This window comes from Paraburkholderia sp. SIMBA_030 (assembly GCF_046535245.1).
In the GTDB taxonomy this organism is placed as follows: Bacteria; Pseudomonadota; Gammaproteobacteria; order Burkholderiales; family Burkholderiaceae; genus Paraburkholderia.
Window position 1 is genome coordinate 80175 of the sequence record NZ_JAWRXB010000015.1, and the last position, 22715, is coordinate 102889.

The 22715-nt window shown below is 60.8% G+C and carries 22 protein-coding genes and 5 pseudogenes; 17 read left to right on the forward strand and 10 right to left on the reverse strand.

Features of this window, described 5'->3' with window-relative positions:
- Window positions 1-5 precede the first annotated feature (5 nt).
- From SB772_RS24955 to SB772_RS24980, 6 genes and pseudogenes are all read left to right on the forward strand, one after another.
- Window positions 6-704 (forward strand): MotA/TolQ/ExbB proton channel family protein, encoded by a 699-nt coding sequence (locus SB772_RS24955; RefSeq protein WP_410835873.1) that lies wholly within the window; start codon window positions 6-8, stop codon window positions 702-704.
- Between the two features lies 1 nt (window position 705).
- Window positions 706-1107 carry an ExbD/TolR family protein gene (locus tag SB772_RS24960; RefSeq protein WP_410835874.1) on the forward strand — a complete coding sequence of 134 codons (402 nt, stop codon included), beginning with the start codon at window positions 706-708 and terminating at the stop codon, window positions 1105-1107.
- A 1-nt stretch (window position 1108) separates the two neighbouring features.
- Entirely contained in the window at window positions 1109-1849 is a 741-nt protein-coding gene (locus SB772_RS24965) for a TonB family protein (protein ID WP_410835875.1), read from the forward strand.
- A 96-nt stretch (window positions 1850-1945) separates the two neighbouring features.
- A pseudogene (locus SB772_RS24970) lies at window positions 1946-2155 on the forward strand (hypothetical protein); the annotation flags it as partial.
- A 96-nt stretch (window positions 2156-2251) separates the two neighbouring features.
- A pseudogene (locus tag SB772_RS24975) lies at window positions 2252-2477 on the forward strand (IS21 family transposase); the annotation flags it as partial.
- A 480-nt stretch (window positions 2478-2957) separates the two neighbouring features.
- Window positions 2958-3740 (forward strand): alpha/beta hydrolase, encoded by a 783-nt coding sequence (locus SB772_RS24980; RefSeq protein WP_410835876.1) that lies wholly within the window; start codon window positions 2958-2960, stop codon window positions 3738-3740.
- A gap of 60 nt (window positions 3741-3800) precedes the next feature.
- Here the strand turns inward: SB772_RS24980 and SB772_RS24985 are convergent.
- The 3 genes and pseudogenes from SB772_RS24985 to SB772_RS24995 all read right to left on the reverse strand — a co-directional run.
- Window positions 3801-4004: pseudogene (locus SB772_RS24985) on the reverse strand (phage integrase N-terminal SAM-like domain-containing protein); the annotation flags it as partial.
- Between the two features lie 177 nt (window positions 4005-4181).
- The gene (locus SB772_RS24990) at window positions 4182-5576 is read right to left on the reverse strand and encodes a dihydrolipoyl dehydrogenase (protein ID WP_410835877.1); all 1395 of its coding nucleotides are present in this window, start codon (window positions 5574-5576) and stop codon (window positions 4182-4184) included.
- Between the two features lie 42 nt (window positions 5577-5618).
- On the reverse strand, window positions 5619-6155 hold the full coding sequence (locus SB772_RS24995; RefSeq protein ID WP_410835878.1) for a carboxymuconolactone decarboxylase family protein: 537 nt from the start codon (window positions 6153-6155) through the stop codon (window positions 5619-5621).
- A gap of 135 nt (window positions 6156-6290) precedes the next feature.
- Here SB772_RS24995 and SB772_RS25000 point away from each other — a divergent pair, with 135 nt between their 5' ends.
- Window positions 6291-7271, forward strand: coding sequence for a cupin domain-containing protein (locus tag SB772_RS25000; RefSeq protein WP_410835879.1), 981 nt, complete (start codon window positions 6291-6293; stop codon window positions 7269-7271).
- 247 nt (window positions 7272-7518) lie between these two features.
- Here the strand turns inward: SB772_RS25000 and SB772_RS25005 are convergent, their stop codons facing one another.
- The 3 genes from SB772_RS25005 to SB772_RS25015 form a co-directional block, all read right to left on the reverse strand.
- Window positions 7519-9168, reverse strand: coding sequence for a fatty acid--CoA ligase (locus SB772_RS25005; RefSeq protein ID WP_410835880.1), 1650 nt, complete (start codon window positions 9166-9168; stop codon window positions 7519-7521).
- Window positions 9169-9608: 440 nt separating this feature from the next.
- Window positions 9609-10301, reverse strand: coding sequence for a Crp/Fnr family transcriptional regulator (locus SB772_RS25010; protein ID WP_410835881.1), 693 nt, complete (start codon window positions 10299-10301; stop codon window positions 9609-9611).
- Window positions 10302-10472: 171 nt separating this feature from the next.
- Window positions 10473-11456, reverse strand: a complete 984-nt coding sequence (locus tag SB772_RS25015; protein ID WP_410835984.1) for a LysR family transcriptional regulator — start codon at window positions 11454-11456, stop codon at window positions 10473-10475.
- A 102-nt stretch (window positions 11457-11558) separates the two neighbouring features.
- Here SB772_RS25015 and SB772_RS25020 point away from each other — a divergent pair, with 102 nt between their 5' ends.
- The 4 genes from SB772_RS25020 (at window position 11559) to SB772_RS25035 (ending at window position 15382) form a co-directional block, all read left to right on the forward strand.
- The gene (locus tag SB772_RS25020) at window positions 11559-11957 is read left to right on the forward strand and encodes an extradiol dioxygenase (RefSeq protein WP_410835882.1); all 399 of its coding nucleotides are present in this window, start codon (window positions 11559-11561) and stop codon (window positions 11955-11957) included.
- An 18-nt stretch (window positions 11958-11975) separates the two neighbouring features.
- Window positions 11976-13124 carry an alkene reductase gene (locus SB772_RS25025; protein WP_410835883.1) on the forward strand — a complete coding sequence of 383 codons (1149 nt, stop codon included), beginning with the start codon at window positions 11976-11978 and terminating at the stop codon, window positions 13122-13124.
- 53 nt (window positions 13125-13177) lie between these two features.
- Window positions 13178-13972 carry an SDR family NAD(P)-dependent oxidoreductase gene (locus SB772_RS25030; protein ID WP_410835884.1) on the forward strand — a complete coding sequence of 265 codons (795 nt, stop codon included), beginning with the start codon at window positions 13178-13180 and terminating at the stop codon, window positions 13970-13972.
- A gap of 441 nt (window positions 13973-14413) precedes the next feature.
- A complete protein-coding gene (locus SB772_RS25035) occupies window positions 14414-15382 on the forward strand; it encodes an NAD-dependent epimerase/dehydratase family protein (protein WP_410835885.1) in 969 nt (322 codons plus the stop codon).
- 133 nt (window positions 15383-15515) lie between these two features.
- On the opposite strand, the gene SB772_RS25040 is transcribed toward SB772_RS25035, so the two are convergent.
- On the reverse strand, window positions 15516-16130 hold the full coding sequence (locus tag SB772_RS25040; protein ID WP_410835886.1) for a TetR/AcrR family transcriptional regulator: 615 nt from the start codon (window positions 16128-16130) through the stop codon (window positions 15516-15518).
- A gap of 169 nt (window positions 16131-16299) precedes the next feature.
- Between SB772_RS25040 and nudC the strand changes: the two genes are divergently transcribed.
- Window positions 16300-17265, forward strand: coding sequence for an NAD(+) diphosphatase (gene nudC / locus SB772_RS25045; protein ID WP_410835887.1), 966 nt, complete (start codon window positions 16300-16302; stop codon window positions 17263-17265).
- Window positions 17266-17358: 93 nt separating this feature from the next.
- Here nudC and SB772_RS25050 read toward each other — a convergent pair.
- Window positions 17359-17730, reverse strand: a pseudogene (locus tag SB772_RS25050) (RND family transporter); the annotation flags it as partial.
- A gap of 57 nt (window positions 17731-17787) precedes the next feature.
- Window positions 17788-18702: a transcriptional regulator CynR gene (gene cynR / locus SB772_RS25055; protein ID WP_410835888.1), complete on the reverse strand. Its 915-nt coding sequence runs from the start codon at window positions 18700-18702 to the stop codon at window positions 17788-17790.
- Window positions 18703-18824: 122 nt separating this feature from the next.
- Here cynR and SB772_RS25060 point away from each other — a divergent pair, with 122 nt between their 5' ends.
- The 5 genes and pseudogenes from SB772_RS25060 to SB772_RS25080 all read left to right on the forward strand — a co-directional run.
- The gene (locus SB772_RS25060) at window positions 18825-19484 is read left to right on the forward strand and encodes a carbonic anhydrase (RefSeq protein WP_410835889.1); all 660 of its coding nucleotides are present in this window, start codon (window positions 18825-18827) and stop codon (window positions 19482-19484) included.
- Window positions 19485-19526: 42 nt separating this feature from the next.
- Window positions 19527-19997, forward strand: a complete 471-nt coding sequence (gene cynS / locus SB772_RS25065) for a cyanase (RefSeq protein WP_410835890.1) — start codon at window positions 19527-19529, stop codon at window positions 19995-19997.
- A gap of 125 nt (window positions 19998-20122) precedes the next feature.
- Complete coding sequence (locus SB772_RS25070) at window positions 20123-20449, forward strand: DUF4148 domain-containing protein (protein WP_410835891.1); 327 nt, start codon at window positions 20123-20125, stop codon at window positions 20447-20449.
- Window positions 20450-20805: 356 nt separating this feature from the next.
- Window positions 20806-21012 (forward strand): helix-turn-helix domain-containing protein, encoded by a 207-nt coding sequence (locus tag SB772_RS25075; protein WP_410835985.1) that lies wholly within the window; start codon window positions 20806-20808, stop codon window positions 21010-21012.
- Window positions 20978-21174, forward strand: a pseudogene (locus tag SB772_RS25080) (ISNCY family transposase); the annotation flags it as partial. The gene SB772_RS25075 and the pseudogene SB772_RS25080, both read left to right, overlap by 35 nt.
- Window positions 21175-21415: 241 nt before the next feature.
- Here the strand turns inward: SB772_RS25080 and SB772_RS25085 are convergent.
- The gene (locus tag SB772_RS25085) at window positions 21416-22510 is read right to left on the reverse strand and encodes an SDR family oxidoreductase (RefSeq protein WP_410835892.1); all 1095 of its coding nucleotides are present in this window, start codon (window positions 22508-22510) and stop codon (window positions 21416-21418) included.
- Window positions 22511-22715 lie beyond the last annotated feature (205 nt).

The window sequence follows — 22715 nt, forward strand, 5'->3', positions numbered from 1 at the left end:
CGATCATGTCGATGGATACCCTGTTACGCGTCGCCCATCATTCCGGCGGCGTGCTGTATGTGATCGCTGCGCTGCTGTTCGTCTCGCTGACCGTCGTCATCGAGCGGCTGTGGTTCCTGCAGCGGGCCGCGCGCGACGCACATGCAGCGCTTGCCGAGCTGGACCAGCACAAGGCGCTGAACGCGAGCGCGCTCGCGGCCTGGGCGCAACGGCACGACGGACTGCCGACGGGCAACGTGATCGCAACCGCAGGCCGGCTCGCCGGACGCGCCGATCGCGACACGCTCGCCGCGAGCCTCGAGGAAGCCATGATGCGCGAGGCTCCCCGCATCGACCGCTTCCTGTGGGTGCTCGATACCGCTGTCACGCTGGCGCCGCTGCTCGGCCTGTTCGGCACGATCGTCGGCATGTTCGACGCGTTTCAGGTGCTGTCGAATCCGGGCAACGCGCCGACCCAGGTGACGGGCGGCGTCGCCGAGGCGCTGATCGCGACTGCGTCGGGCCTGTTCGTCGCGATGATCGGGCTCGTGTTCTTCAATGGCCTGCATAGTCGCGTGCGACTCGTCGTGCACCAGCTCGACACGCTGAAGACCGCGCTCGTCAATCGACTGACGAGCGACGTCGCGGATGCCCAGGTCGCGCGTGAAACGGAGACCGGAACCCCGCGCGCAGTGCTCGCCTCGCTCGCCCGGCAAGGAGCATGACGTGAAGTATTTCGAGGCACGCAAGGCGCGCATCGAGATCATCCCGATGATCGACATCATGTTCTTCATGCTGGTGTTTTTCATCATGATCACGCTGCACATGATTCCGAACGCGGGTCTGCGCACGCAGCTGCCGTCGGCCGCAAGCGTACAGAGCCTGCCGCCGCCGAAGGTGACGGTGACGCTCGCGGCCGACGGCAGCGTGTCGGTCGACGGCCGCGCGCTCAGCACGGCCGATCTGACCGTGCTGCTCGCGAAGCGCCCCGATCCGGCGCATACGGTGGTGACCATCGCGGGCGCGAAGGACGTGCAGTTGCAGAAGCTCGTGAACGTGATGGACGCGTGCCGCGCGGCCGGCGTTACGCAGGTGTCGCTGGCCGCACAACCGGAAAAGGTGGACTGACATGTCGTCGATGCCGACCGTCGCGCAGCATGCGCTGCGTCCCGGCACGCGCAAGCCTCTCTATATGTCAGCCACGCTCGCGCTGGCCGTCGAGGCCCTCCTGCTCGCGGGCGTCGGCGCGTGGCTGATTCATCCGCGCATCTCTGCGCCGAGGCGGCCCGAGCCGATGACGATCACGCTGGCGCCGCCGGCGGCCCAGGCGCCGAAGCCCGCGCCCATCCCCGGGCGCGAAGTGTCGAAGCCGGTGCCGAAACCGGCCGTGCAGCCGCGTCGCGCTCCAGTGGTGCATCAGGCGCGCGTCGCGCACCCGGCGCCGCCGAAGCCGCAGCCGGTCACGCCACCGCCTGCGCCGATTCCGGCGCCGAACACCGCGCCCGCACAGAGCGCCGCGCTGGCCGAACCCGCTCCCGCACCGCGTCCCGCGCCAGCGTCCGTCCCCGCTCCGGCCCGCCCCGACGCGAGTTTTGAGGCCGCGCTGCGCGCCGCGATCGAAGCGGCGCTGCGCTATCCAGAAACGGTCCGCATGGAAGGGATAACCGGGCGGACGCTCGTCGGGTTCGTCTATCACGACGGCGCAATGTCCGACATACACGTTGTGACGTCCAGCGGCATGGGCCTGCTCGACCATGCCGCGCTCGCGGCCGTGCGCGACGCCGTGTGCCCGCCTCCACCGCATGGGCTCGAGGGCAAGAGCCTGCCCGAGCAGCTATGGGTCAATTTCACGCTCGACAGTAAGGGGTGAAGACCATTGCTAGTCCGTTGAACCAATGAGACTGCGCCGTTCGTCCACTGTGCATAACCGTCGGCGAATCACAGCGTCGGCTTCGAAATCACATCCATAAGAAGAAATCGTATGGCATTGCGCCGCGTTGCGACGGCGTTGCTGAATGCTGGGATCATCACCGCGCAGATTGCACACGCACAGCTGACGCTCAATTTCATCAATGCCGACATCGATCAGGTAGCGAAGGCGATTGGCGCGGCGACGGGTAAAACGATCATCGTCGATCCACGCGTGAAAGGACAGTTGAATCTCGTTGTCGCGCGCAGTTGTAAACTGATACAGCAACGCAGTTAGGAATTGATACACCTCGTTGTAGTGTTGCTCCCTTTTGAGCGACCCGTGACCAGCTACGAGGAGTACATGGAAATCGAGATTCTGCGTCGTCAGGGAAACAGCCTCCGGGACATCGCGGGTGAGACCGGCATGGCAGTCAACACTGTCCGGAAGTGTCTGGCATCGGGGCCGCCGCAATGTAAGACCCGACAGCCAGTCGTCGGCAAGTTTGCGCCGTTCAAGGCCTATCTACAGGCCGCGTCGAAGCAGCTATCTGCAGAAGCTTCGACCCGCCGCACGCCCCGACCCGGTGGGAACTGCCGTCAATCCGTTCTATGCGAAGCGAACACGCCCATGGTCGCCGCCGCGGCAGCGTTCGTGCTTGTCCAAATGCAATGGCTGCTTGCAGAAAAAAACAGCCATCCAGGTTCGTCAGACGATGCATCCGGTAGATTCGGGATAGGCCAGGCAACGGAGCGACCCAGCCAGCAGGTAGCACGCTTAACACAATCTTGCGTCGAGCGTGTATCCGCGAATCGCAACGCGCTCCTTCTTCGGAGTACACCGACAGCCTGGCGCTGCGGCATAGTTGACGCCATAAAAAAGACTTTGCAGCGAATGGAATGTTTGCTCAGAGACTGTGTTTGCACCTTCGTACACCAGAATCCAGCGTCCGCTTGCAGTCGGAAGCATCGACCGGATGATTGGCTGGGTATGGCTCGTCTATCGACTCGCCGCAACGGCTGAGCGAAATCCAACGAATCTCATCCTTCACATATCCCGGAGAAGTCTCATGAAGTTGAATTCGTTTGTCTTCGCCGGTTTCGCCTGCGCCACGCTGCTGAGCGCAACGACGTCATTCGCGCAGGACAGCGCCGCCGCCCCGTCCGTACCGGTCAAGAATGTCGTGCTGGTTCACGGGCTGTTTGCAGACGGTTCGAGCTGGCAGAAAGTGATTCCGCTGCTGCAGGCGAAGGGCCTTCACGTGACGTCGGTGCAGAATCCGACGACCTCGCTCGACGCGGACGTGGACGCGGTCAAGCGCGCGCTTGCGCAACAGGATGGCCCGACGCTGCTGGTCGCGCACTCGTACGGCGGGATGGTGATCAGCCAGGCCGGCGATGATCCGAAGGTGGCCGGTCTCGTGTACATTGCCGCGCGTGCGCCGGGTGCCGGCGAGGACTATCCGGCGCTGACAAAGAAATTCCCGGCCGCGCCCGCATCGGCGGGGCTTCAGTGGTCGGCCGACGGCTACGGCAAGCTATCCGAGCAAGCATTTGTGAAAGACTTCGCCGGCGATCTACCGACGGCTGAAGCAGAAACGTTCTATGCGGTTCAGCAGCCGATTGGCAAGGCGATCACGATGGCGAAGACGACCATCGCCGCGTGGCACGACAAACCGACCTGGTATGCGGTGTCGACTGACGATCGGACCATCAACCCCGATCTGGAGCGCTTCATGGCGAACCGGATGCGCGCGCATACGATCGAGCTTAAGTCGAGCCACGTGTCGCTGCTGTCGCATCCGACTGAAGTGGCAGATCTGATCCTCGAAGCGACCGGCGAGCAGAAGTAAGGTAGTGCTCGCGTCGCCTCGCATTGGCGCATAGAGCGCAAGCGGTCAAACTGCCGAAGAGAAAAACTTCAGGCCGGTAATCGCGTGGTTCAGCGATACGGGCGATGTGCCATGGTCGACCAGATGCAACTGGTAGCGCCGCAGGTCCTCGACAGTAGCCGTGTCAGGCGAGCGCCCGAGAAACCGGGCAAACTCGCGCATGATGCGCAGATAGGTGTCCTGTGTCCTGGGCGAAAGCTGGCGCATGCGCATGTCGTCGATCATGCGCTGGCGCAGTGGGCTCTACGCGGCAATCATGGGAGACCGTTCGCCCGAAGCGTACTTCTTCCCTTCGCGGCCCAACGGCCCGACCCGGTTCCTGAGATCATCATTCTCGCCTGCGACACAACCGGTCAGTCTGCCGCGAATGGCGGCAGCGCGTCCCTCGCAGGCAAACGCCGCTCAGGCGCCGGCTTGCAGCCGTGTTGCCGCGTCTCGCAACGCCGTGCGCAACCCTTCCTCGACGACGGGGTGATAGAACGGCATCCCGAGCATATCGTCGAGTGTGACCTGCATTTGCAAGCTCCACGCCAGCAGATGACCGATGTGTTCCGCAGCCGGGCCGAACCATTCCGCGCCGACGAAGCGCCGCGTCGCGCGATCGATGTACACCCGTGCGCGTCCGCGGTTCTTCAGCATGACGCGGCTGCGTCCCTGATCGTCGAAGCTCACTTCGCCGGCGACGAAGCTATCCGGTACTAGATCGCGATGCCGTGCCCCAACCATGGCGATTTGAGGGTCCGAGAAAACGATGGCGAGCGGCGCACGCCTCACCAGCGGCACGACATCGGGATAGCGCGCAGCGTTGCGGCCGGCGGCGCGCCCTTCGTCGGCGGCTTCGTGCAGCAGCGGCAGGATTCCATTCGCGTCGCCCGCAATGAAGACCGGATGTGCGCCCGCCTGCAGCGTGTCGCGATCGAAGCGCGGCACGCCGTGCCCGTCCAGTTCGAGCGAAGTGTTTTCAAGGCCCAGATGCGCAACGTTTGGGCGTCGCCCAGCCGCTGCGAGGACATATTCATAGGTGCGATCGACATAGGTTCCGTCGGCACGCGCATAGCGGATCCGCACGCCGTCCTCGACTGCCGTCGCGGCCTCGAGCGTACCCTGCGGCTCGAAGTGGAACGCTTCGGCAAACGTCGAACGCGCTTGCTCCACGATCACGGGGTCCGTCAGCGGGCCCACGCCGCCGCGTGCGCCAAACACGCTCACCTCCACGCCAAGGCGCGCCAGCGCCTGGCCGAGTTCCAGCCCGATCACGCCCGGGCCAATCACCGCCACGCTGCGCGGCAGCGTCTGCCAGGCGAACACGTCGTCGTTCACGATGACGCGCTCGCCCACGCCAAGGAGAATCTCGGGCACGACGGGGGTCGAACCGGTCGCGATCACCACGCTCGCCGCATGCACGAGCGTATCGCCGCCGACTTGCAGCACCCGGTCGTCGATGAAGTGTGCATGGCCAACCAGCCGGTCCGCTTCTGCCAACGCGTAGACGCTATCCACGACGAAGCCGACGAAGCGGTCGCGCTCGCTGCGCACGCGCTCCATTACCGCCTTGCCGTCCACCCGCACGCCCTCGACACGCACGCCAAACGGGTCCGCATGGCTCGCGGCATGCGCGGCTTCCGCCGCCGCGATCAGCAGCTTCGACGGCATGCACCCCACTCGCGCACACGTCGTGCCGTAGTCACCGCCTTCGATGATCACGGCCGTGCGGCCTTCGGCTTTCGCGCTGCGGTAGGCCGAAAGCCCGGCCGTACCTGCGCCGATGACGGCGACGTCTGTATGAATGGTGCGCATGGGAATCTCTCCTGTCGATGGCTGGGTGCTGCGAGCTGCGGGTTACTCGACTGCCGGGAAGTCGAGCGTCGTGTCGTTCACGCGATTGACGAGATTCGTGAATGTAATCGACGCGATGGCGAGGTTGATTTCGATGAGCTGGCGTTCGGTATAACCGGCTGCGCGCACCGCATCGACGGCCGCCGCGGGCACCGTGCCGCGCGTACCGACCAGCGTGCGCACGTAGGTCACGAGCGCGTCGCGCTTCGCGTCGCCGGTTGCAACGCCGGCACGCACCTGCTTCATGCCGACGCTCGACAGGCCGGCGAGCTTGCCCATCAGCGTGTGCGCGGCGACACAGTAGTCACAGCCCACGTGTTCGCTGACGGCCAGCTTGATGACTTCGATGTCCGCCTTGCCGAGCGTGCCGGCACCAACCGCTACGTCGAACGCGAGCGCCGCGCTGAGCGCTTCCGGGCTGTGCGTGCCGACGGTCGCGTACGCATTGGGTACCTTGCCGACGGCCTTCTTGATCTTCGCGAACACTTCGGCGGCCGCGCCGGTTGCGTCTTCGGGGCGAATGGTGGTCAAACGGGACATGATTGGCTCCTTCCTTCTGGGTTGATCGGGTAGTTGATCGGGTTAGCCATGTCGTAAGGCATGGCAGTCAGTGTAGGGATGCGCAGCGAGTTCTTTAATGCCATACTTTCTCAACTTCATGCTCAAACGTCTCACATGGAACTTCTGGACCGACTGCTCTCGCTGATGCCGGTCACCGGACGGCTGGATGTCCGGTGCCACTTCGGCTCGCCGTGGCGGCTCGAACATCCCGAGTCGAACGAGTGGGAATTCCCCTATCACGTGCTGTTGCGCGGCGAGGCTGTCATCGAAGCTGCCACCGGAGGGAAAAGCGAACCGGCGCTTCGCATGAAAGCCGGCGATATCGTGCTGTTTCCCTCCGGCAGCGCTCATACGTTGCACGACGGCAGCGGCAATCCACCCCGTGCGGTGCGCGAGCAGCACAAGGACGGATTGACGATTGCCACGAACGGCAGCACACGTCAGGGCGCCGAAGTGCTGTGCGGGCGCTTCGTGCTGCCGGCCGTGCCGCAGCAGCTGATGCGCGACCATCTGCCGGGACGTTTGCTGGTGAGCAGCGTGAGCGCGGGCGACGGACAGACGCGCGACGCTGCGTTTGCAGCAAGCCGGCTTGCGCGAGTCATCGAGTTGATGCGAGAGGAGGCGTTCGAGCAACGCCCGGGCAGCGAGACAGTCGTGAATCAGCTTTCGGGCGCCCTGTTTGCGCTGACCCTGCGCTGCGCCTCTGATTTCGACGAAGCGCCGCGCGGTCTGCTCGCGCTTGCGCAGCGTCAGCGCCTGCAACCGGCTCTCGCGGCCATGTTCGACGAACCCGGCAAGCCCTGGACGCTTCCGAAGCTGGCTGAGCTCTGCCACATGTCGCGTGCCACGTTCGCACGCCATTTCGACGAAGCGATCGGCCGCTCAGCAAGCGACGTGCTCACGGAAATTCGCATGGCGCTCGCTGGACGCAAGCTGGCGCAAACACGGTTGTCTGTCGCCGAGATTGGCGAAGCGGTGGGATACCAATCGGAAGCCGCGTTTCAGCGCGTTTTCAAACGGCAGGTAGGCATGACGCCGGCGCAGTGGCGCACCCGTTCAAAGCGCGGGGAAACGGAAGAGGCGGGAGAATCATAGGCATCCTCTGCGTTCCCCTTGCCCCAGGCAATTCCCTCACCGGCAGAAGGCGCTGACGTCACTCGCGCCGACATCGGTCCCATGTCCGCACAGTTTGTGACAATGAGTACCATTCCGGCCAGAGGATGCAGCTCTCAGGACGTGCGCTGATCGGGGCGGAGCTGGGGGCTTTTCTCGGTGTGACGGATGTTGATGGCTCGCATCCCCTCTCGGACCGCTACACCATGGGCGGGCTGCCTTTCACCGGTCAGCTAAACTGTTCGCGCAGACGCTTCTTGTTCATCTTGCCGACGCTCGTTTTTTCGAGCGCCTCGACAAACTTGACGATCTGCGGTACCGCGTACTTCGAGATCTGCCCTTTCTCGCTGAACGCGAGGACGTGCTTTTTGACATCATCCTCAGTAAGCGTGGTAGCCAGGTCGTTCCTGGGTACGACCAGCGCCACGGGCCGTTCGCCCCACTTTTCGTCCTTGATACCGATCACGGCAACTTCTGCGACGCCCGGATGCTGCGAAATCAGGCTCTCTATTTCAAGCGACGAGACCCACTCGCCGCCTGACTTGATCACGTCCTTGATGCGATCGGTGATCTGCAGATTGCCCGTAGCGTCGATGTTGGCGATATCCTGGGTATGCAGATAGCCGCCTTCCCAGAGCTGCCCGGACGCCTCCGGATTGTTCAGATAGCCCTGGGTAAGCCACGGCGCGCGCACGACAATCTCTCCGTACGCCTTGCCGTCGTGCGCGACGTCTTCCAAGTCCTCATTCACGATGCGCAAGTCGACGAGCGGCACGGGATAACCGGTCTTGCAGCGCAGGCGCACCTCCTCGTCCGTGTCGATGTCTCCGCTGCCCGGCCTCAACTGCGCGAGGCTCAGCAAGGGGCACGTCTCGGACATGCCGTAGCCGGTGAAGATATCGATGCCACGGTCGAGCGCAGCGCGCGCGAGGCCGTGAGGCAATGCGCCGCCGCCGATGATGACTTTCCACTTGCCCAGATCGACATCCTTTGCCTCTGGACAGCCCAACAGCATGTGCAGAATCGTGCCGACGCAGTGCGAGAACGTGACCTCCTCGTCGCGGATCAGTTGCACGAGCCGCTCCGGCACATAGCGTCCTGGATAAACCTGCTTCACGCCGAGCACCGTGGCGATGTAGGGCATGCCCCAGGCGTGAACATGAAACATCGGAGTAAGCGGCATATACACATCACCGCGATGAAAGCGTTGCCCCGACACCGGGCTCGCCAGCGCAGCCATGCCGGTAATCGTGTGCAGCACCAGTTGCCGATGTGAGAAGTAGACGCCCTTGGGCAAGCCGGTAGTGCCTGTGGTGTAGAACGTGGTGGCCCGAGTGTTCTCGTCGAAATCCGGGAACGCATAACTGGACGCGCTCCTGCCAAGCAGGCTTTCGTATTCGTCGGAGAACGGAATCGTGTGCGCGCACGCTTCGCTGCCTTCCTCTTCGATCCAGACGAATGTGTGCACCGTTTCGAGCTTGTCCTTGATCGCTTCCACCACAGGTAGAAAATCGGTGTGAACGAGAAGGATCTCCGCGCCGGCGTGATTGATGGTGTAGGCGATTTCTGAAGGCGAGAGCCGCACGTTCACCGTCTGCAAGACGGCACCCATCATCGGGATGGCGAAGTAGCATTCGAGATAGCGATGACTGTCCCAGTCCATGACCGCGACAGTACTGCCATGCTGCGCACCGAGTCGGTTCAGACCACTGGCGAGCCGCGCAATGCGTTCGCCCAATGTCCTGTAGGTCAACCGTTTCTGTCCTTTATAGACGATCTCCTGGTCCGGAGCCTGGGCGAGCGGTGTATGCAGCAGGTGCTTGATCAGCAGCGGATAAGCATAGGCTGACGGTGTCGGGTTCAGCGCCTCATCGTGCATCTACATCTCCCTGGTTCCGATAGTGAGTACCCGGTTCGCGAATGCAGCCAGCAGCGGCGTCCGCGTAGTGACTTCTTAGCGATGCTCACGCGCCGGGTTGTGGGACCATACTATTGAGGGCATAAACCCATGACTCCCAGAAACCTTGCAATTGCGGGTTTCCCCCAATCGCCCAGCGCGGAAAACGCGTGGGACCGGAATCGGTAAAACGATGAGTGCAGTCGGCGTGGAAAAGCAGACCAGTGTTTTTCTTTCGCTTTCCCAAGTGCCGAGGGGGCACTGCGGTTACGAGGTGACCTACCGCTTACTGGTGCGACAGAAATGTGCATCGGCGACGGCGAGCGACCGAGCATGTCGGCGACGCACGCCTCGATGGATTGCTGACATAAGTCTGGAAGCGGTGTGACCACCGATGACAAAGGTAAGGCGAGGCAGGATCCTCAGACGTACTCCTGGAATGCCAGAAGCATTTCTTTCGACAGAATCTCAATGCGCCCGTAACGCAAATTGACGGCCCCTTTCGCGGCCATCGCCTTTAGCTCCAATGCCAAAGTCTGACGAGTAATTCCGAGCATCATCGCGAGTGTCTCCTGCGATACGGTTATTTCCCGGCGAATCTGCGGTGCCATAGTCACGTCGCCGTATGCAAGGAGCAAAAGTCTCCGGGCGATTCTTGCCCGCGTCGAATGCAGCGTGACATCCTCGACCATTCGATACAGCCAGTTCATGTGTATCGATTGGAGATCCGCAATGGCCCTGAAAAACGTGGCGTTTTTCATGAGCGCCTCGAATGCCAGTGGCTTGACGGCGAAAATCGTTGACTCATCGAGGGCCACTACATCGCGCATGCGAGGCAAGCGCTGGGTCATAGATGTCTGGCCAAACCAATTGCCTGCTTCAACTACGGCAAGAATCGCTTCCTTGCCATCTTCACGCACCGTGGAAGCCTTCAGGCGCCCACGATTGAGTCCACAAAAACCATCAGGCGCGTCTCCCTGCCGGAACAAATAATCGCCAGCTTGCAGCGTGACTACTTCGCTGCTGCTCAACAAAGCCTGTTGCTCGGCCGGAGGCAACGAGCTGAACCAGGCATTGACACGCATTTCTTCGGACGTATCCGTAATGGAGGGCATTCGACACCGTTGATGTTAAAAATATGAGAGGACACCAACAGTAAGAAGTCAGTGGTCTCTACCGAGTAAGGCTTACGTGAGTCCGTGCGACGTTTCAGGCAGCATTTCGTCATTCCGGATCGTACGAACAGCTAATGTAACGAACTTCTCACTCACGAAACTAGTGCCGGATTACGTTTTTCGCGTTGGGCGGCTATTCCGAGCGCCACTTTTTTCAGCGACTCCAGTGCCGGAGGTCAAATAGGCATCCAGGTCACGTGACGTCGCGGAAAAGCGTTCCACCAGGAAGTCGAGGAGTGTCCGTACGCGTGGCGCCATATACCGGCTACGTTGGTACAGGGCGTGCACAGGAACATCCGGAGACCTCCACTCCGGCATCAGAATATTTAGTTTCCCCGTGCGGAGATCCGATCCGATATCCCACACCGATTTCATCGCTATGCCGTAACCAGCCACTGCCCACTCGCGCGCGAGCGCGCCGTCGTTTGTCTCCCGGGCATTTCCAAGGGGCACGGTATAAGTCTCGATCTCATCGCCGCGCGTGAACCTCCAGTCGTTCGCAAGCCCGGACGCCGTCCCGAGAACGATGCAGTCGAAACGCTCCAGGTCCTGCGGACGCTCCGGCGCGCCGTGCTTCGCCACATACTCCGGCGACGCACAAAGCACGCGTCGATTGGGTGCCAGGCGCCGAGCGACAAGCGAACTATCGGGAGGCACGCCAAATCGGATCGCAAGGTCAATTTCATCAAGCAACAGATTCGACAACGAATCGGACAAGACCACCGCGAATGTGACCTCCGGATATTGAACGTTGAACTCGTCGAGCCAGCCCTTGAGGACATGACGGCCGAAATCCGAAGTAGCCGAAATCCGCACTTTCCCGCGAACAATGCTCCGACCAGCCTGCAACGCTGCATGCGCATCTTCCAGGGACTGAAGCGCCTGCTGACAATGCAGCAGATAAATCCGCCCCTCCTCTGTGAGCCGTAATTGGCGCGTCGTGCGCTCAAAGAGCCGCGTATGAAGGGTCGCTTCCAGTTTCACAAGGCGTGCACTCGCGGCGGCCGGAGACAGCCCGAGCTTTCGTCCGGCTACAGATAGCCCGCCCAGGTTCGCCGCTTCTACAAAAAGCCGGATGTCACCGAGGTTCTCCACGATACTTCCGTTTTTTTTGAAGATCATTCAAATCTTACGCCAATTATCAAAGCGTGCTGGGCTCTGCACAATGTGCCACATCAGCAATCAGCCACCGCCCACATGAAGCTCGACCACGCAACCATCGTTACCAGAGAACTCGAAAGTGCGCGGAACTTTCTTTGCGACATCGTCGGCCTGAGCGACGGTCCACGGCCTCCTTTCCAGGTAGGCGGCTACTGGCTATACGCCGACGGTCGCCCGGTCATTCATCTCGTCGAAGCGACCCGTCCTGCGCTCGAAGGGAAGACCTCGCCTCGTATCGACCATGTTGCGCTGCGTATCGATGACGCCGCAGAGTGGGCAGCCCTTCTCGACCGTATGCGGTTAAACAGCATTCCCTACGAGCTCGCAGCGGTACCGCTAGCAGGCGAACTCCAGCTCTTCGTGTCGCTGGCACCCAGCGTGGTCGTCGAATTCGTAACCCAGTCAGGCTGCTCCATTTCAACCTTCGTCAACTAAGCACGGATATCCGCAACTATGTCGACTACCTCCTCGCCGCTTTTTGCACCAGTCACAGTCGCAGGCCTCAAACTCGCTCACCGCGTCGTCATGGCCCCCATGACGCGTGCGCGCAGCGCTCAGCCCGGTGACGTTCCCAATGCAATGAACGCCCGCTACTATGCCCAGCGTGCCTCGGCTGCACTGATTGTGACCGAAGCCTCCCAGATCTCGCCACAAGGCAAGGGCTATTCCTTTACGCCGGGCATCTACAGCCCCGAACAGGTCGCCGGATGGCGACTGGTGACCGATGCGGTTCACACCGCCGGCGGCCGGATCTTCCTGCAACTCTGGCATGTGGGCCGCATGTCCCACCCGGAGTTCCACAACGGCGAGTTGCCGGTCGCTCCTTCCGCCGTCCCCTTCGACGCCCAGATCTGGAAGGTTGACCCGGCCACCGGCGTCGGCGCCATGGTCGACTGCCCGACACCGCGCGCACTGACCCGTGACGAAATCAAGGGCGTAGTGAACGACTTCCGCCAGGCTGCACGTAACGCCATGGATGCTGGCTTCGACGGCGTCGAGGTTCATGGAGCCAACGGTTATCTGGTCGACCAGTTTCTCCGTACGACATCCAACACGCGCACCGACGAATACGGCGGCTCACGTGAAAACCGATTGCGCTTTCTCAAGGAAGTCGTCAACGCCGTAGCGGAAGAAGTTGGTGCAGAGCGCACGGCCATTCGCCTGGCTCCGTTCCTGACCGCGCGCGGCATGGCCTGCCCTGACATTCTGCCGACCATCCTCGAAGCCACTGAATTCCTGCAGGCACGCGGCATTGCCTATCTGCATCTGGTCGAGGCGGACTGGGACGACGCACCGCAGTTCACCGAGGAATTCCGCCAGGAGATCCGCGCCAATTTCACGCGACCGATCATCGTTGCCGGCAACTACGACGAAGCGCGTGCCAAATGGGTTCTGTCCAGTGGCTATGCCGACCTGGTCGCCTTCGGCCGACCGTTCGTAGCCAATCCGGACCTCCCGCGTCGGCTTGCTGAGGGCCTGCCGTTGAGCGCCTTCGACGGCAGCACGCTGTTTGGCGGCGACGAGCGTGGCTACAGCGACTATTCAGCTTCGCCGGAAGTGGACGTTTCCGGCACAGCCACACAACCAGCAATCTGCGCGTAGTTCAAAACGTGCGGAACGGCATTACAAATTAGGCCCACTGCAAGGAGCAGAAAATGTTTGTTTATCGCGGGTCGACCGCCCTGATTACCGGTGCATCGAAAGGACTAGGGAAGGTCTTCGCGGAGGCACTTGCTGCACGTGGCATGAACCTCGTGCTGGTAGCCCGCTCTAGTGACGTTTTGAATACCTTGGCGGAAGACCTTGCAGCCAGGTACGGCGTGCAATGCGTCCCGCTCAATGCCGACCTGGGCGTTCCCGAAGCTGCCATACAGATCGGTGAGGAACTCAAGCGCCGTGGCATTCAGGTAGACCTGCTGATCAATAACGCAGGGCTGGGGCTGACCGGAAGCTTCCTCTCGCACGATCTTAAGAAAGAACAGTCGGCGATCCAGGTCAACGTTCAGACAGTCGTTGCCCTCGCCCACCTGTTTGGCAGCGGTATGGCAGAACGTGGCAAGGGCGGCATCATCAACCTCGCATCCAACGCGAGCTTTCAACCACTCCCTCATATGGCGACCTACGCCGCGACCAAGGCTTTCGTTCTTTTCTTCAGCGAGGCGCTGCAATTTGAACTCGCCGGCACGGGCGTGCATGTGATGGCTGCTTGCCCAGGGCCGACGGCAACGAGCTTCTTTGATGGGGTTTCGACCAATGTGTCAGCAAAGGATATGGACAGCGCGGAATCGGTCGTTCAAAAAACCCTGAAGGCCTTCGACCAGAGAAAAGCCGTCGCCTACCCAGGACGGACAAGCGTCCGAGTGGCTACCTGGTTGTCGCGATTTCTTCCTCGAGCGCTCGTAGTGCGCCTCGCAGCGATGGCTAGCGGAAAAATGGGGCTTCACAGCTAAAAGCATCTGCATCTGACGTGAGCCGCCATAATCGATGACAACACTCCGCTCAAAGTGTAACGTTCAGTATGTCCAGATCGATTGACATTGTTTTCTGGCGGAGCTTTTCCACGATCCGATTAGCCACCATGCACGAGTTATCCCCGTTTAGATTTCTCGACGTGCGATGTCGCGTATCTAGACACTGCACCAGCTAAAAATACCATTTGATCTTTGGATTCTACATGGTATTCTTAAGCGACGATTTGACTCAAGCCATCTGCGCCGCCTTATCGAAGACGGCGATCCAAATAGTCGAAGCAGGGACTCCAAGCGGCGCACGACCCGGAGCACGCTTAACTCAACAACTCGCCAGACCCGGACGGCGGCTTTAGGTCAGATCCAATGGATTGTGGACCTGAGACATCAGCAAAGAATTCTGAACTATCAAGGAGAAGTGCAATGAAGATTCTCGTGACCGGTGCGACCGGTTTTATCGGTGGCGCTGCCGCCAGGGCGCTCGCCAAACGTGGACACGAGGTCTTCGGCCTCGCGCGATCGGAAGATTCTGCCGGGAGGCTTCGCCTTGGCGGAATTACCCCCGTTGCCGGCGACTTCGCCGACAGCGCGAGTCTGATCAAAGCGGCCAACGAAGTCGATGCCATCGTCAGCACGGCAAGCATCGGCTCATTGGCGGGCAGCGCAGAAACGTTCGCGCAGGATCGGGACGCGATTCGCGCCATGCTCGGCGCTATCGAAGGAACGGGCAAGACCCTGATCTTCACCAGCGGCTCGGCGGTCCTTGGCATCGTCAATGGAGGCGAGGCGACGCCCAACGTCTTTGATGAAGACGTGGATCTGCCTTTGCCGCCCTCGGTCTTTGCGCCTGCGTCAGCAAATGTGCCACCGGTGATGGTCGACATGTTCGGCGCAGCCATGGCCGCGCGCGTCGAGACGGAGAAGGAAGTAGCGAACGCCTCGGGCGTCCGTGGCATTGTGATGCGTCCGGGCCTCGTCTACGGACACGGCGGCAGCTATGACCTACCCGGCCTCATCAGGATGGCTCGTGCTCAAGGGGTCGCACCACACCTCGGATCCGGCGCTACGTTGCAAGGATACGTTCATGTCGATGAACTCGCCGAGCTGTATTGTCTCGCTGTCGAACGCGCGCCGGCGGGTGCGCTGCTGCATGGCGTCGCAGGTGAAGTGAGCCAGCGAGAACTCGCCGCCGCCGTTAGCCGCATGATCGGCGCCGGCGATCGCACGGCAAGTCTGGCGTTCGGGGAAATGTTCGCGACTGGCGGCCCGATCGGCGTGAGTCTTTCGTTGAACAAGCGCATGTCGTCGGAAAAGACGCGACGTCTGCTGGGCTGGTCGCCGACCCGCACGGACATTCTGCACGACATCGAGTTCGGGTCGTACGCCACCTGAGTGCGTTGCAGTTGCACCGATGGCAGAAAACCGCAATCCCCCTCCTCGAAGCCAATGCTAACGGCGCCGTGTCAAGCTCTGCTTGCGCGGCGACCTACCACAGGCACCAGACCGGCGCCGCTCGCAGCGCCGGCTACTTCGTCAGAAAGACCTGCAGAAGTTCATCGATCACCCTGCCAGCCTGATTACGGGATCTGGATTTACCCATCGGACGCTGGAGGCTCAGGCCATGGGCCAGCGCGATAATACACGCCGCAAGGTCCGCGGCATCAATCGGAAGATTGGCTGAAGACACCTTGAAGTACGCGCGCAGAATACGGGCGAGAGTCCGTATCTGTTGCTCCTGAAGCGCATAATAGTGCTCCGCAAATTCCGGACTGCGGCGAGCCTGCAACTGAAGCTCCGTGGCAAGAACGGGACAATCGCTTTCCGAATGCATCGTGGCAAGCCATTGGCTGATCGCCTGATAGAGTTCCTGCGGCTCCAACTCGACGATCTTTTCCAGCGCCGCCATGTCGCGCTCCATGTTCAGTCGCAACAACTCGAGGAACAAGTCCTCCTTCGTCGAGAAATTGGAGTAAATGGCGCCTTTCGAGAGGCCTGCTTCTGCAGCGATGACGTCGACCGAGGCGCCACCATAACCGAGCCGGGCGATCGCGCTCTCGGCCGAGGCCAGCAGCCGCTCACGCGTGAGCGCTTGCTGTTCAGCACGACTACGGCGAACCGGACGCTGGACTTCCATTTGCATTTTGAAGTTTAATCGGTATTTAGAATGTTACTGTAACTTGTAACCTATTTTTGCCGTTCAGGAAAGCCCTTTGCATGTGCCGTCTTCACCTGGGCTTCGTCCGGGCGACGTAAAACGCATCGCACGGGACCCAACGCCAAACCGTGTAACCGTACCGAAAGATACTCCAATGTCCGTCCTTGATCAGTCCACCGCTATCGGCTTTGCGTTCAACCCGCTCGACCGGCGAAACGATAAACGCGACGATGCCGCGCTTATCGAGAGTTTGCGACACGATCCGTCAACGCGTTTTATCGTCTTCTCCGCCGATATTCCAGTGCTGAAGCGCGGTAGTGAACATGACATGCTTTTCTCGGCAAGCGAAGTGTCTGAGTTCGGCACCCCTGTTCAGGCCGTTTTTCTAGGACAGGCTGACACCGGGTCGGCACGCTTCGCCCTCGGGTTCGATCAGGCTGTGTTCGATCCCGCTTCACTGTCGACACGCTTCGAACTGATCGATCTGCGTTCAATTGCCGTTGGCGGCCTGGCCTCGCCCGGTCTACTGGGCGCACTCGGTCAGGCAAAAGCAATGCTCGATTGGCATCGGCGCCATCGCTTCTGCGCGAATTGCGGCCAACCGAGCCGGGCATCGACCGCAGGCTGGCGACGTTCGTGCGACGCTTGCGGATCGCAACACTTTCCACGAGTCGATCCGGTCGTGATCATGTTAGGCATCAACGACAATCACTGTCTGTTGGGACGTCAGCGTCAGTTCGCAACAGGAATGTACTCGGCGCTTGCTGGCTTCGTTGAGCCCGGCGAAACGGTGGAAGACGCTGTACGTCGCGAAGTGCTTGAGGAAACCAGCGTGCATTGTTCTCAGGTCGCCTATTTCGCATCTCAGCCCTGGCCGTTCCCGTCATCACTGATGATCGGCTGTTTCGCTCGGGCGAATGATACGGAAATCACCGTTGACACGACAGAACTGGAAGACGCGCGCTGGTTTTCACGAGAGGAAGTCGCGGCGATGTTGTCCGGCACGCACGCTGGAGGACTGTCCGCACCCAAGCCCTTCGCCATTGCACACCATCTGCTCCGCGCGTTCGCCAGTGAAGGCGCTGCGGTTCTGCGCGCTACTGAACCGGTTCCTTCTTGAACCTGTACGTATCATGTCGAATAGAAGCCGTTAGCCTCCGATCGCACACTTACATGGCGACCGGAGGTTTCTGGACCAAATTAACTCGCCCGCTCAACTGGACGCAACGCGCGACTTCGCCCCTGGCGAGCCTGAATTTTTCTCCGTCGAAGGCAATTTCGACACGTCCCTCAATAGAAAATGCGAGAGAACTGGGATCAGGACCAAGGCACCAACCATATTCCAGAGAAACATGAAGGTGAGCAAGATACCCATATCAGCCTGGAACTTGATTGGTGACCACGCCCAGGTCACCACAGCAGCGGCTAATGTGACGCCAATGAGCGCGATCACCTTTCCCGTAAAATTCAAGGCCGACAGATGCGCCTCCTCCAGGGAATCACCTCGACGCAGCATTGCCAGTTGTACGCTAAGAAAATATAAGACGTAGTAGAGCGTACCGAGTTCATTCTGCGGCAGCGCTGCATGACAGCGGCGCGGCTTCAGCCGCCAGCAGTCGAGGCGGCTCGGAGTGTTGGCGTTTTACGAAGCCGCCTTTGCTCGTCGGCCACCCGGCTCAGCCGCGCTTTCCTCAAGCGCAAGCACGATGAATGCCCGTGCTGCGGCGCTCCGATATGCGCCTTTGCGCAGTAGCAACGCAGCGGTTCGTTGCGGCAGCGCCGGCTCCAGGTCCACCAGACACAGTTCGCTGTGCTCGCGCGCGATCGCGGCTGGAAGCAGCGTTGCGAGCGCGCTGCGCTGCACGATCTCGATGACCGCGCTGATCGAATTGACCTCCATCGCAATGCGCGGAGCGACGCCGTGCTGTCTGCAATATCGATCGATGTAGTGGCGGGTAGCAAACTCTTCATTGAGCAGCACGAGCGCTTCGCTCTCGAACGCGCGACGCGTCAACGCGGCGCGCTTCTTCGCATACGGATGCGACTTGCCGACCACCATCGCCAGGGCTTCGACGAAAAGCACCTGGGTCTCGATGTCAGGGGAGTGCGTATCGTTGAATGCGATGCCGACGTCGAGCGCATCTTCGTTCAACAGCGCCTCCATCCGGTCCTGTGGCATTTCGAGGATGTTCAGCGTGATGTTCGGATAGCGGCGGTTGTACTTCTCCAGCAACGAACCGATCAGGTACGCGGTGAACGTCGGGGTCATCGCGAGGCGCAGCGAGCCGCGGCTCAATTCCTGCACGTCGTGGATCGCCCGCTTTCCAGCCTCAAGGTCTTGCAGCGCGCGCTGCGCGTAGCGCACATAGGCCGCGCCGGCATCGGTCAGCTGGATCGTTCGGCCGGACCGGTCGAGCAATTGAACGCGCAGCGTGTCCTCGAGTTGCCTGATCTGTTGCGACAGCGTCGGCTGCGACACGTGCAGCGCCTCGGCCGCGCGCGTGAAATTGCGGTGTTCCGCGACCGCCAGAAAGTAACGGATGTGCCGGAGCAGCATGGGAGCCCCCAAACTATTGGTGTTTCCTATAGGGAGAATAATAAACCGGTCTTGGACACTATAGTTTGAGCGGCGCATTCTTCGTCCATCGGTTCTCAACTAACACCCGGATGGAGCGAAACATGCAAGAAATCATCGACGGCTTCCTGAAGTTCCAGCGCGACGCGTTTCCGCAGCGCTCCGAGCTTTTCAAGCAGCTGGCCACGAGCCAGCACCCGCGTACGTTGTTCATCTCGTGCTCGGACAGCCGGCTCGTACCGGAACTCGTCACGCAGCGCGAGCCGGGCGACCTGTTCGTGATCCGCAACGCCGGCAACATCGTGCCGTCGTACGGCCCGGAACCGGGCGGCGTGACCGCCACGGTCGAATACGCGGTCGCCGCGCTCGGCGTCACCGATGTGGTGATCTGCGGTCACTCCGATTGCGGCGCGATGACGGCCATCGCCACCTGCAAATGCATGGACCACATGCCGGCCGTGCGCAATTGGCTGCATTACGCGGATTCCGCGAAAGTCGTCAACGAGGCGCGTGAGCACAAGAGCGAACACGACCGGGTCGACTCGATGGTCCGCGAAAACGTGATTGCCCAGCTCGCGAACATCAAGACTCATCCTTCTGTGCGGCTCGCGCTCGAACAAGGACATCTAGCCCTGCACGGCTGGGTGTACGACATCGAAACCGGCTCGATCGATACGCTCGACGGCACGACGAACCGCTTCGTTTCTCTCGCGGAACATCCGCATGTTTGTGCAACCCCGGCTCGACTCGACCTCGCTGCCTGAACAACTGCTTTTCAAATTCATTCCATCTCAAGGAGCATCATCATGACGCAATCCCAATATAGCCAGGCCCCCCGTGAAGCCCTGACCGACGCGGTCATCGACGCGAAGGTCCGCAAGAACCTGACGTTCGAGCAGATCAACGAAGGCACCGGCCTCAGCCTCGCATTCGTCACCGCCGCGCTGCTCGGCCAGCATCCGTTGCCGACCGACGCCGCGAAGGTCGTGGCCGACAAGCTCGAACTCGGCGAAGACGCAGTTCGCCTGCTGCAAACCGTCCCCGTGCGCGGCAGCATCCCGGGCGGCGTGCCGACCGATCCGACGATCTACCGGTTCTACGAAATGGTGCAGATCTACGGTTCGACGCTGAAGGCTCTGGTTCATGAGAAGTTCGGCGACGGCATCATCAGCGCAATCAATTTCAAGCTCGACATCAAGAAAGTCGACGATCCGGAAGGCGGCTCGCGTGCGGTGATCACGCTCGACGGAAAATATCTGCCGACCAAGCCGTTCTGAGGCTGCTGGGGAGTCGTTCTTACGTGAAGGACTCCACGAGATTGATCCCGAATACATATTAGGTAATTGAAGCCATGAAGGCTTCAGGCGCACTCGCCAAACTCTTTTCCTCGATGGAGAAAATCATGAAGATCCGCATTCTTGCCACCCTTATCGTTGCAAGCGCTATCGCCGCACCCGCTTTTGCAGGCACCGACGCTCCCGCGCTGACCCGCGCACAAGTGCACGCAGAACTCGTTCAGCTGCAAGCGGCCGGCTACGACCAGTCCCGCGGCGAAGACGCGAACTACCCGGTCGAGATTCAGGCGGCCGAAGCGCGCGTCGCAGCGCAAAACGGTGGCTCAAGCGCCTATGGCGGTGTGGCTGCCAACGGTTCGTCGGCAGCCGGCGTCCGCAAGAGCGCCCATCATCTGGACAATGACGGTATGCAGTCGGTTTATTTCGGTCAATGACTGCAAGGCTGGATCCTAGGTGGAAAAGTACGGCCTTTTTTGTGTGTCGACACCGATTATGGACACGCAAAAAGGTGCACACCAAGCTTCTCAGCAAATCCTAGGGAGTTCAGCCCTCAAGCCGCGGCAGTTCATGCGTCGAAAGCGCAAACTCTCCGCCGCCCGGCGTCGTGACAAATCGTATGGCGAACCAATCTTCGCACTCGGGCCGCCCAGCAAGCAAAAGACTGAGGTCTATTAAAAGAGTCATATGTCATTTTCGACCCCGTCGTAGTCCCCCACTAGCTAGCGGCCAGCCACCGATACCCTCTGTTGAATAGCTAAGAGCGATCCAGTCAGTCGTTGACCGACGGTTGATGCCGTGGCGTGCCGCTGAACGTCTCGGATTGACGGCACCGCAGATACGCCGCCAGGTGACGCGGTATCGTGAGTCTGGCGCTGCTGGACTGGTCTCGAGCAAGCACGGCATGCCCGGGAATCGGAGATTGGACGACGACCTGGCCCAACGTGCCCTAGGCATCATCCGGGAGCGGGTTCGATGCTCACCGGCCGCTGCGGGCTGACAAGAATCTTGATCTGGTGCTCACGTGGCGCGAACCGCGCAAGGTGAGCAAGTCGCTGACCGTGCGGTACGACCAGGTCATATATCTGCTGAAGGACACACGCCGGAGCACCGGAAGATGATCGGCTGGTATATCGAGGTCTGGGAGTATCCGGACGATCGCACCGCGCCCAAGCCGATTGTTTACCGCAACTGGTCGCCGCCATACGGCGGCGGCACGCATAACTGCCTGCCGCTTCCCGATCGGGATCTGCTGGTCGTGCTCGACGAAGCGGTGCTCGATCTGTTCATCTGCTCTTGGTCTACACACTGCGTGCCTACGCGGGAAGCGAGTGACCACCCAGTCGGGGTCACACCGGTGACGAAATTCCTTCACCTTCCCGCGTTGCGTCAGCACGCCGTGATTACAGCGCCGGCGGTAAAAGCTTTTGATCGATGAAAGACTGAAGAGCGTCGCAGAATGCGTCCCGAGTGTCGACCGCAGCGTTGAATCCGGCTTTGCGAAGCTTGATCGTGCTGACAAAAGCGACGGGGCCCGCAGGGGCTCCAGATGCAAACGCAAAGTCGGCATGTTGATCACCCTGTCCGACAAACGAACGAAGATCACCACTCGCAAGGCCGTACTTGGCGACGATCTTCGCCCAGACGTCGGCGTTATCGCGAATGTACTGCGCCACATTGGTAGGCTCGTCGCCTCCCACATTCACGCCTAGCGTCTTCGCCATCGCCGGCCATACACTTCGCCATTCGAAGACATCGCCGTTGGTGACGTTGAAGATCTCGTTCGCCGCTTGCGGAGATTGCGCCGCCCACACCATCACCTGGCCGACGAGATCGGCGTCGGCCATTTCCCAGACGAACGACGGGCCGCCCGGAAAGCTAAATGCCTCGCCCTTCTCGCGGCGGATAGCCGCATACACACCGATGGCCGGGAGGACGTTGAGAGCCCCGGGCGTCTTCCCAGTGACGAGTTGAGGGCGCAACACGGTGTAAGTGAAATCGTGCTTCTCAGCCGCGTCGCGAACGTAGTCCTGCTGATCGAAGAAGAAGTTCGCGTGATTGTCGCGCGGGTCGCTCTCCCGCGCCGGGATGGCGATGGGGTGAAGGTGGACGCCGTATGCCTTCGTTCCCTGCAGGATAGAAACGTGCTTGAGCGCCGATTTCCCTGAAATGAGCGGCTCGATCACATTATGCAGCATCGCATTGTTCACTTCGATCTGGTCTGCGTTCGACCAACCGCTCACCAGATCATCGGCATTCTCGTAAATTGCGGCATACGCAACGTGCGTAATGCCGGCGAGCGCAGACAGCGCCTCACGGGCGGCTTTCTCATCACGCAAATCCAGCGGGATGAACCCAAAGTCTCGCCCACTCGGCAGTTGCGGCTTGCGCCTCGAAATACCGACGACATCCCAGCCCGCGGAGAGAAAGGATTCAATAGCGGCTACGCCTATGAGTCCGCTCGCTCCCGCCACCAGAACCTTATTTCTCGTGTCCATTCCTTTCCTCCATTTCCGTCATTACTGTCCCGCCCAAACATTCACGTTCGATTCCGAAAACATCGCAATCTGTCTGAGCGCGCTACCCGACTGGCAGTCGGCTGAGCCAAGTCTAGTTTCGTCGGCAGTTGTGCGGTAGTGTCGGGCACGGAATCACTACTATTCCGTAGAGTAATACCCTCTGAACTGTGAACGTAGCGATAAG

Coding starts and splice junctions, on each gene's coding strand:
- SB772_RS24955 (WP_410835873.1), top strand. CDS start 6: ATGTCGATGGATACCCTGTTACGCGTCGCCCATCATTCCGGCGGCGTG.
- SB772_RS24965 (WP_410835875.1), top strand. CDS start 1,109: ATGTCGTCGATGCCGACCGTCGCGCAGCATGCGCTGCGTCCCGGCACG.
- SB772_RS24980 (WP_410835876.1), top strand. CDS start 2,958: ATGAAGTTGAATTCGTTTGTCTTCGCCGGTTTCGCCTGCGCCACGCTG.
- SB772_RS24990 (WP_410835877.1), bottom strand. CDS start 5,576: ATGCGCACCATTCATACAGACGTCGCCGTCATCGGCGCAGGTACGGCC.
- SB772_RS24995 (WP_410835878.1), bottom strand. CDS start 6,155: ATGTCCCGTTTGACCACCATTCGCCCCGAAGACGCAACCGGCGCGGCC.
- SB772_RS25000 (WP_410835879.1), top strand. CDS start 6,291: ATGGAACTTCTGGACCGACTGCTCTCGCTGATGCCGGTCACCGGACGG.
- SB772_RS25005 (WP_410835880.1), bottom strand. CDS start 9,168: ATGCACGATGAGGCGCTGAACCCGACACCGTCAGCCTATGCTTATCCG.
- SB772_RS25010 (WP_410835881.1), bottom strand. CDS start 10,301: ATGCCCTCCATTACGGATACGTCCGAAGAAATGCGTGTCAATGCCTGG.
- SB772_RS25020 (WP_410835882.1), top strand. CDS start 11,559: ATGAAGCTCGACCACGCAACCATCGTTACCAGAGAACTCGAAAGTGCG.
- SB772_RS25025 (WP_410835883.1), top strand. CDS start 11,976: ATGTCGACTACCTCCTCGCCGCTTTTTGCACCAGTCACAGTCGCAGGC.
- SB772_RS25030 (WP_410835884.1), top strand. CDS start 13,178: ATGTTTGTTTATCGCGGGTCGACCGCCCTGATTACCGGTGCATCGAAA.
- SB772_RS25035 (WP_410835885.1), top strand. CDS start 14,414: ATGAAGATTCTCGTGACCGGTGCGACCGGTTTTATCGGTGGCGCTGCC.
- SB772_RS25040 (WP_410835886.1), bottom strand. CDS start 16,130: ATGCAAATGGAAGTCCAGCGTCCGGTTCGCCGTAGTCGTGCTGAACAG.
- nudC (WP_410835887.1), top strand. CDS start 16,300: ATGTCCGTCCTTGATCAGTCCACCGCTATCGGCTTTGCGTTCAACCCG.
- cynR (WP_410835888.1), bottom strand. CDS start 18,702: ATGCTGCTCCGGCACATCCGTTACTTTCTGGCGGTCGCGGAACACCGC.
- SB772_RS25060 (WP_410835889.1), top strand. CDS start 18,825: ATGCAAGAAATCATCGACGGCTTCCTGAAGTTCCAGCGCGACGCGTTT.
- cynS (WP_410835890.1), top strand. CDS start 19,527: ATGACGCAATCCCAATATAGCCAGGCCCCCCGTGAAGCCCTGACCGAC.
- SB772_RS25070 (WP_410835891.1), top strand. CDS start 20,123: ATGAAGATCCGCATTCTTGCCACCCTTATCGTTGCAAGCGCTATCGCC.
- SB772_RS25075 (WP_410835985.1), top strand. CDS start 20,806: ATGCCGTGGCGTGCCGCTGAACGTCTCGGATTGACGGCACCGCAGATA.
- SB772_RS25085 (WP_410835892.1), bottom strand. CDS start 22,510: ATGGACACGAGAAATAAGGTTCTGGTGGCGGGAGCGAGCGGACTCATA.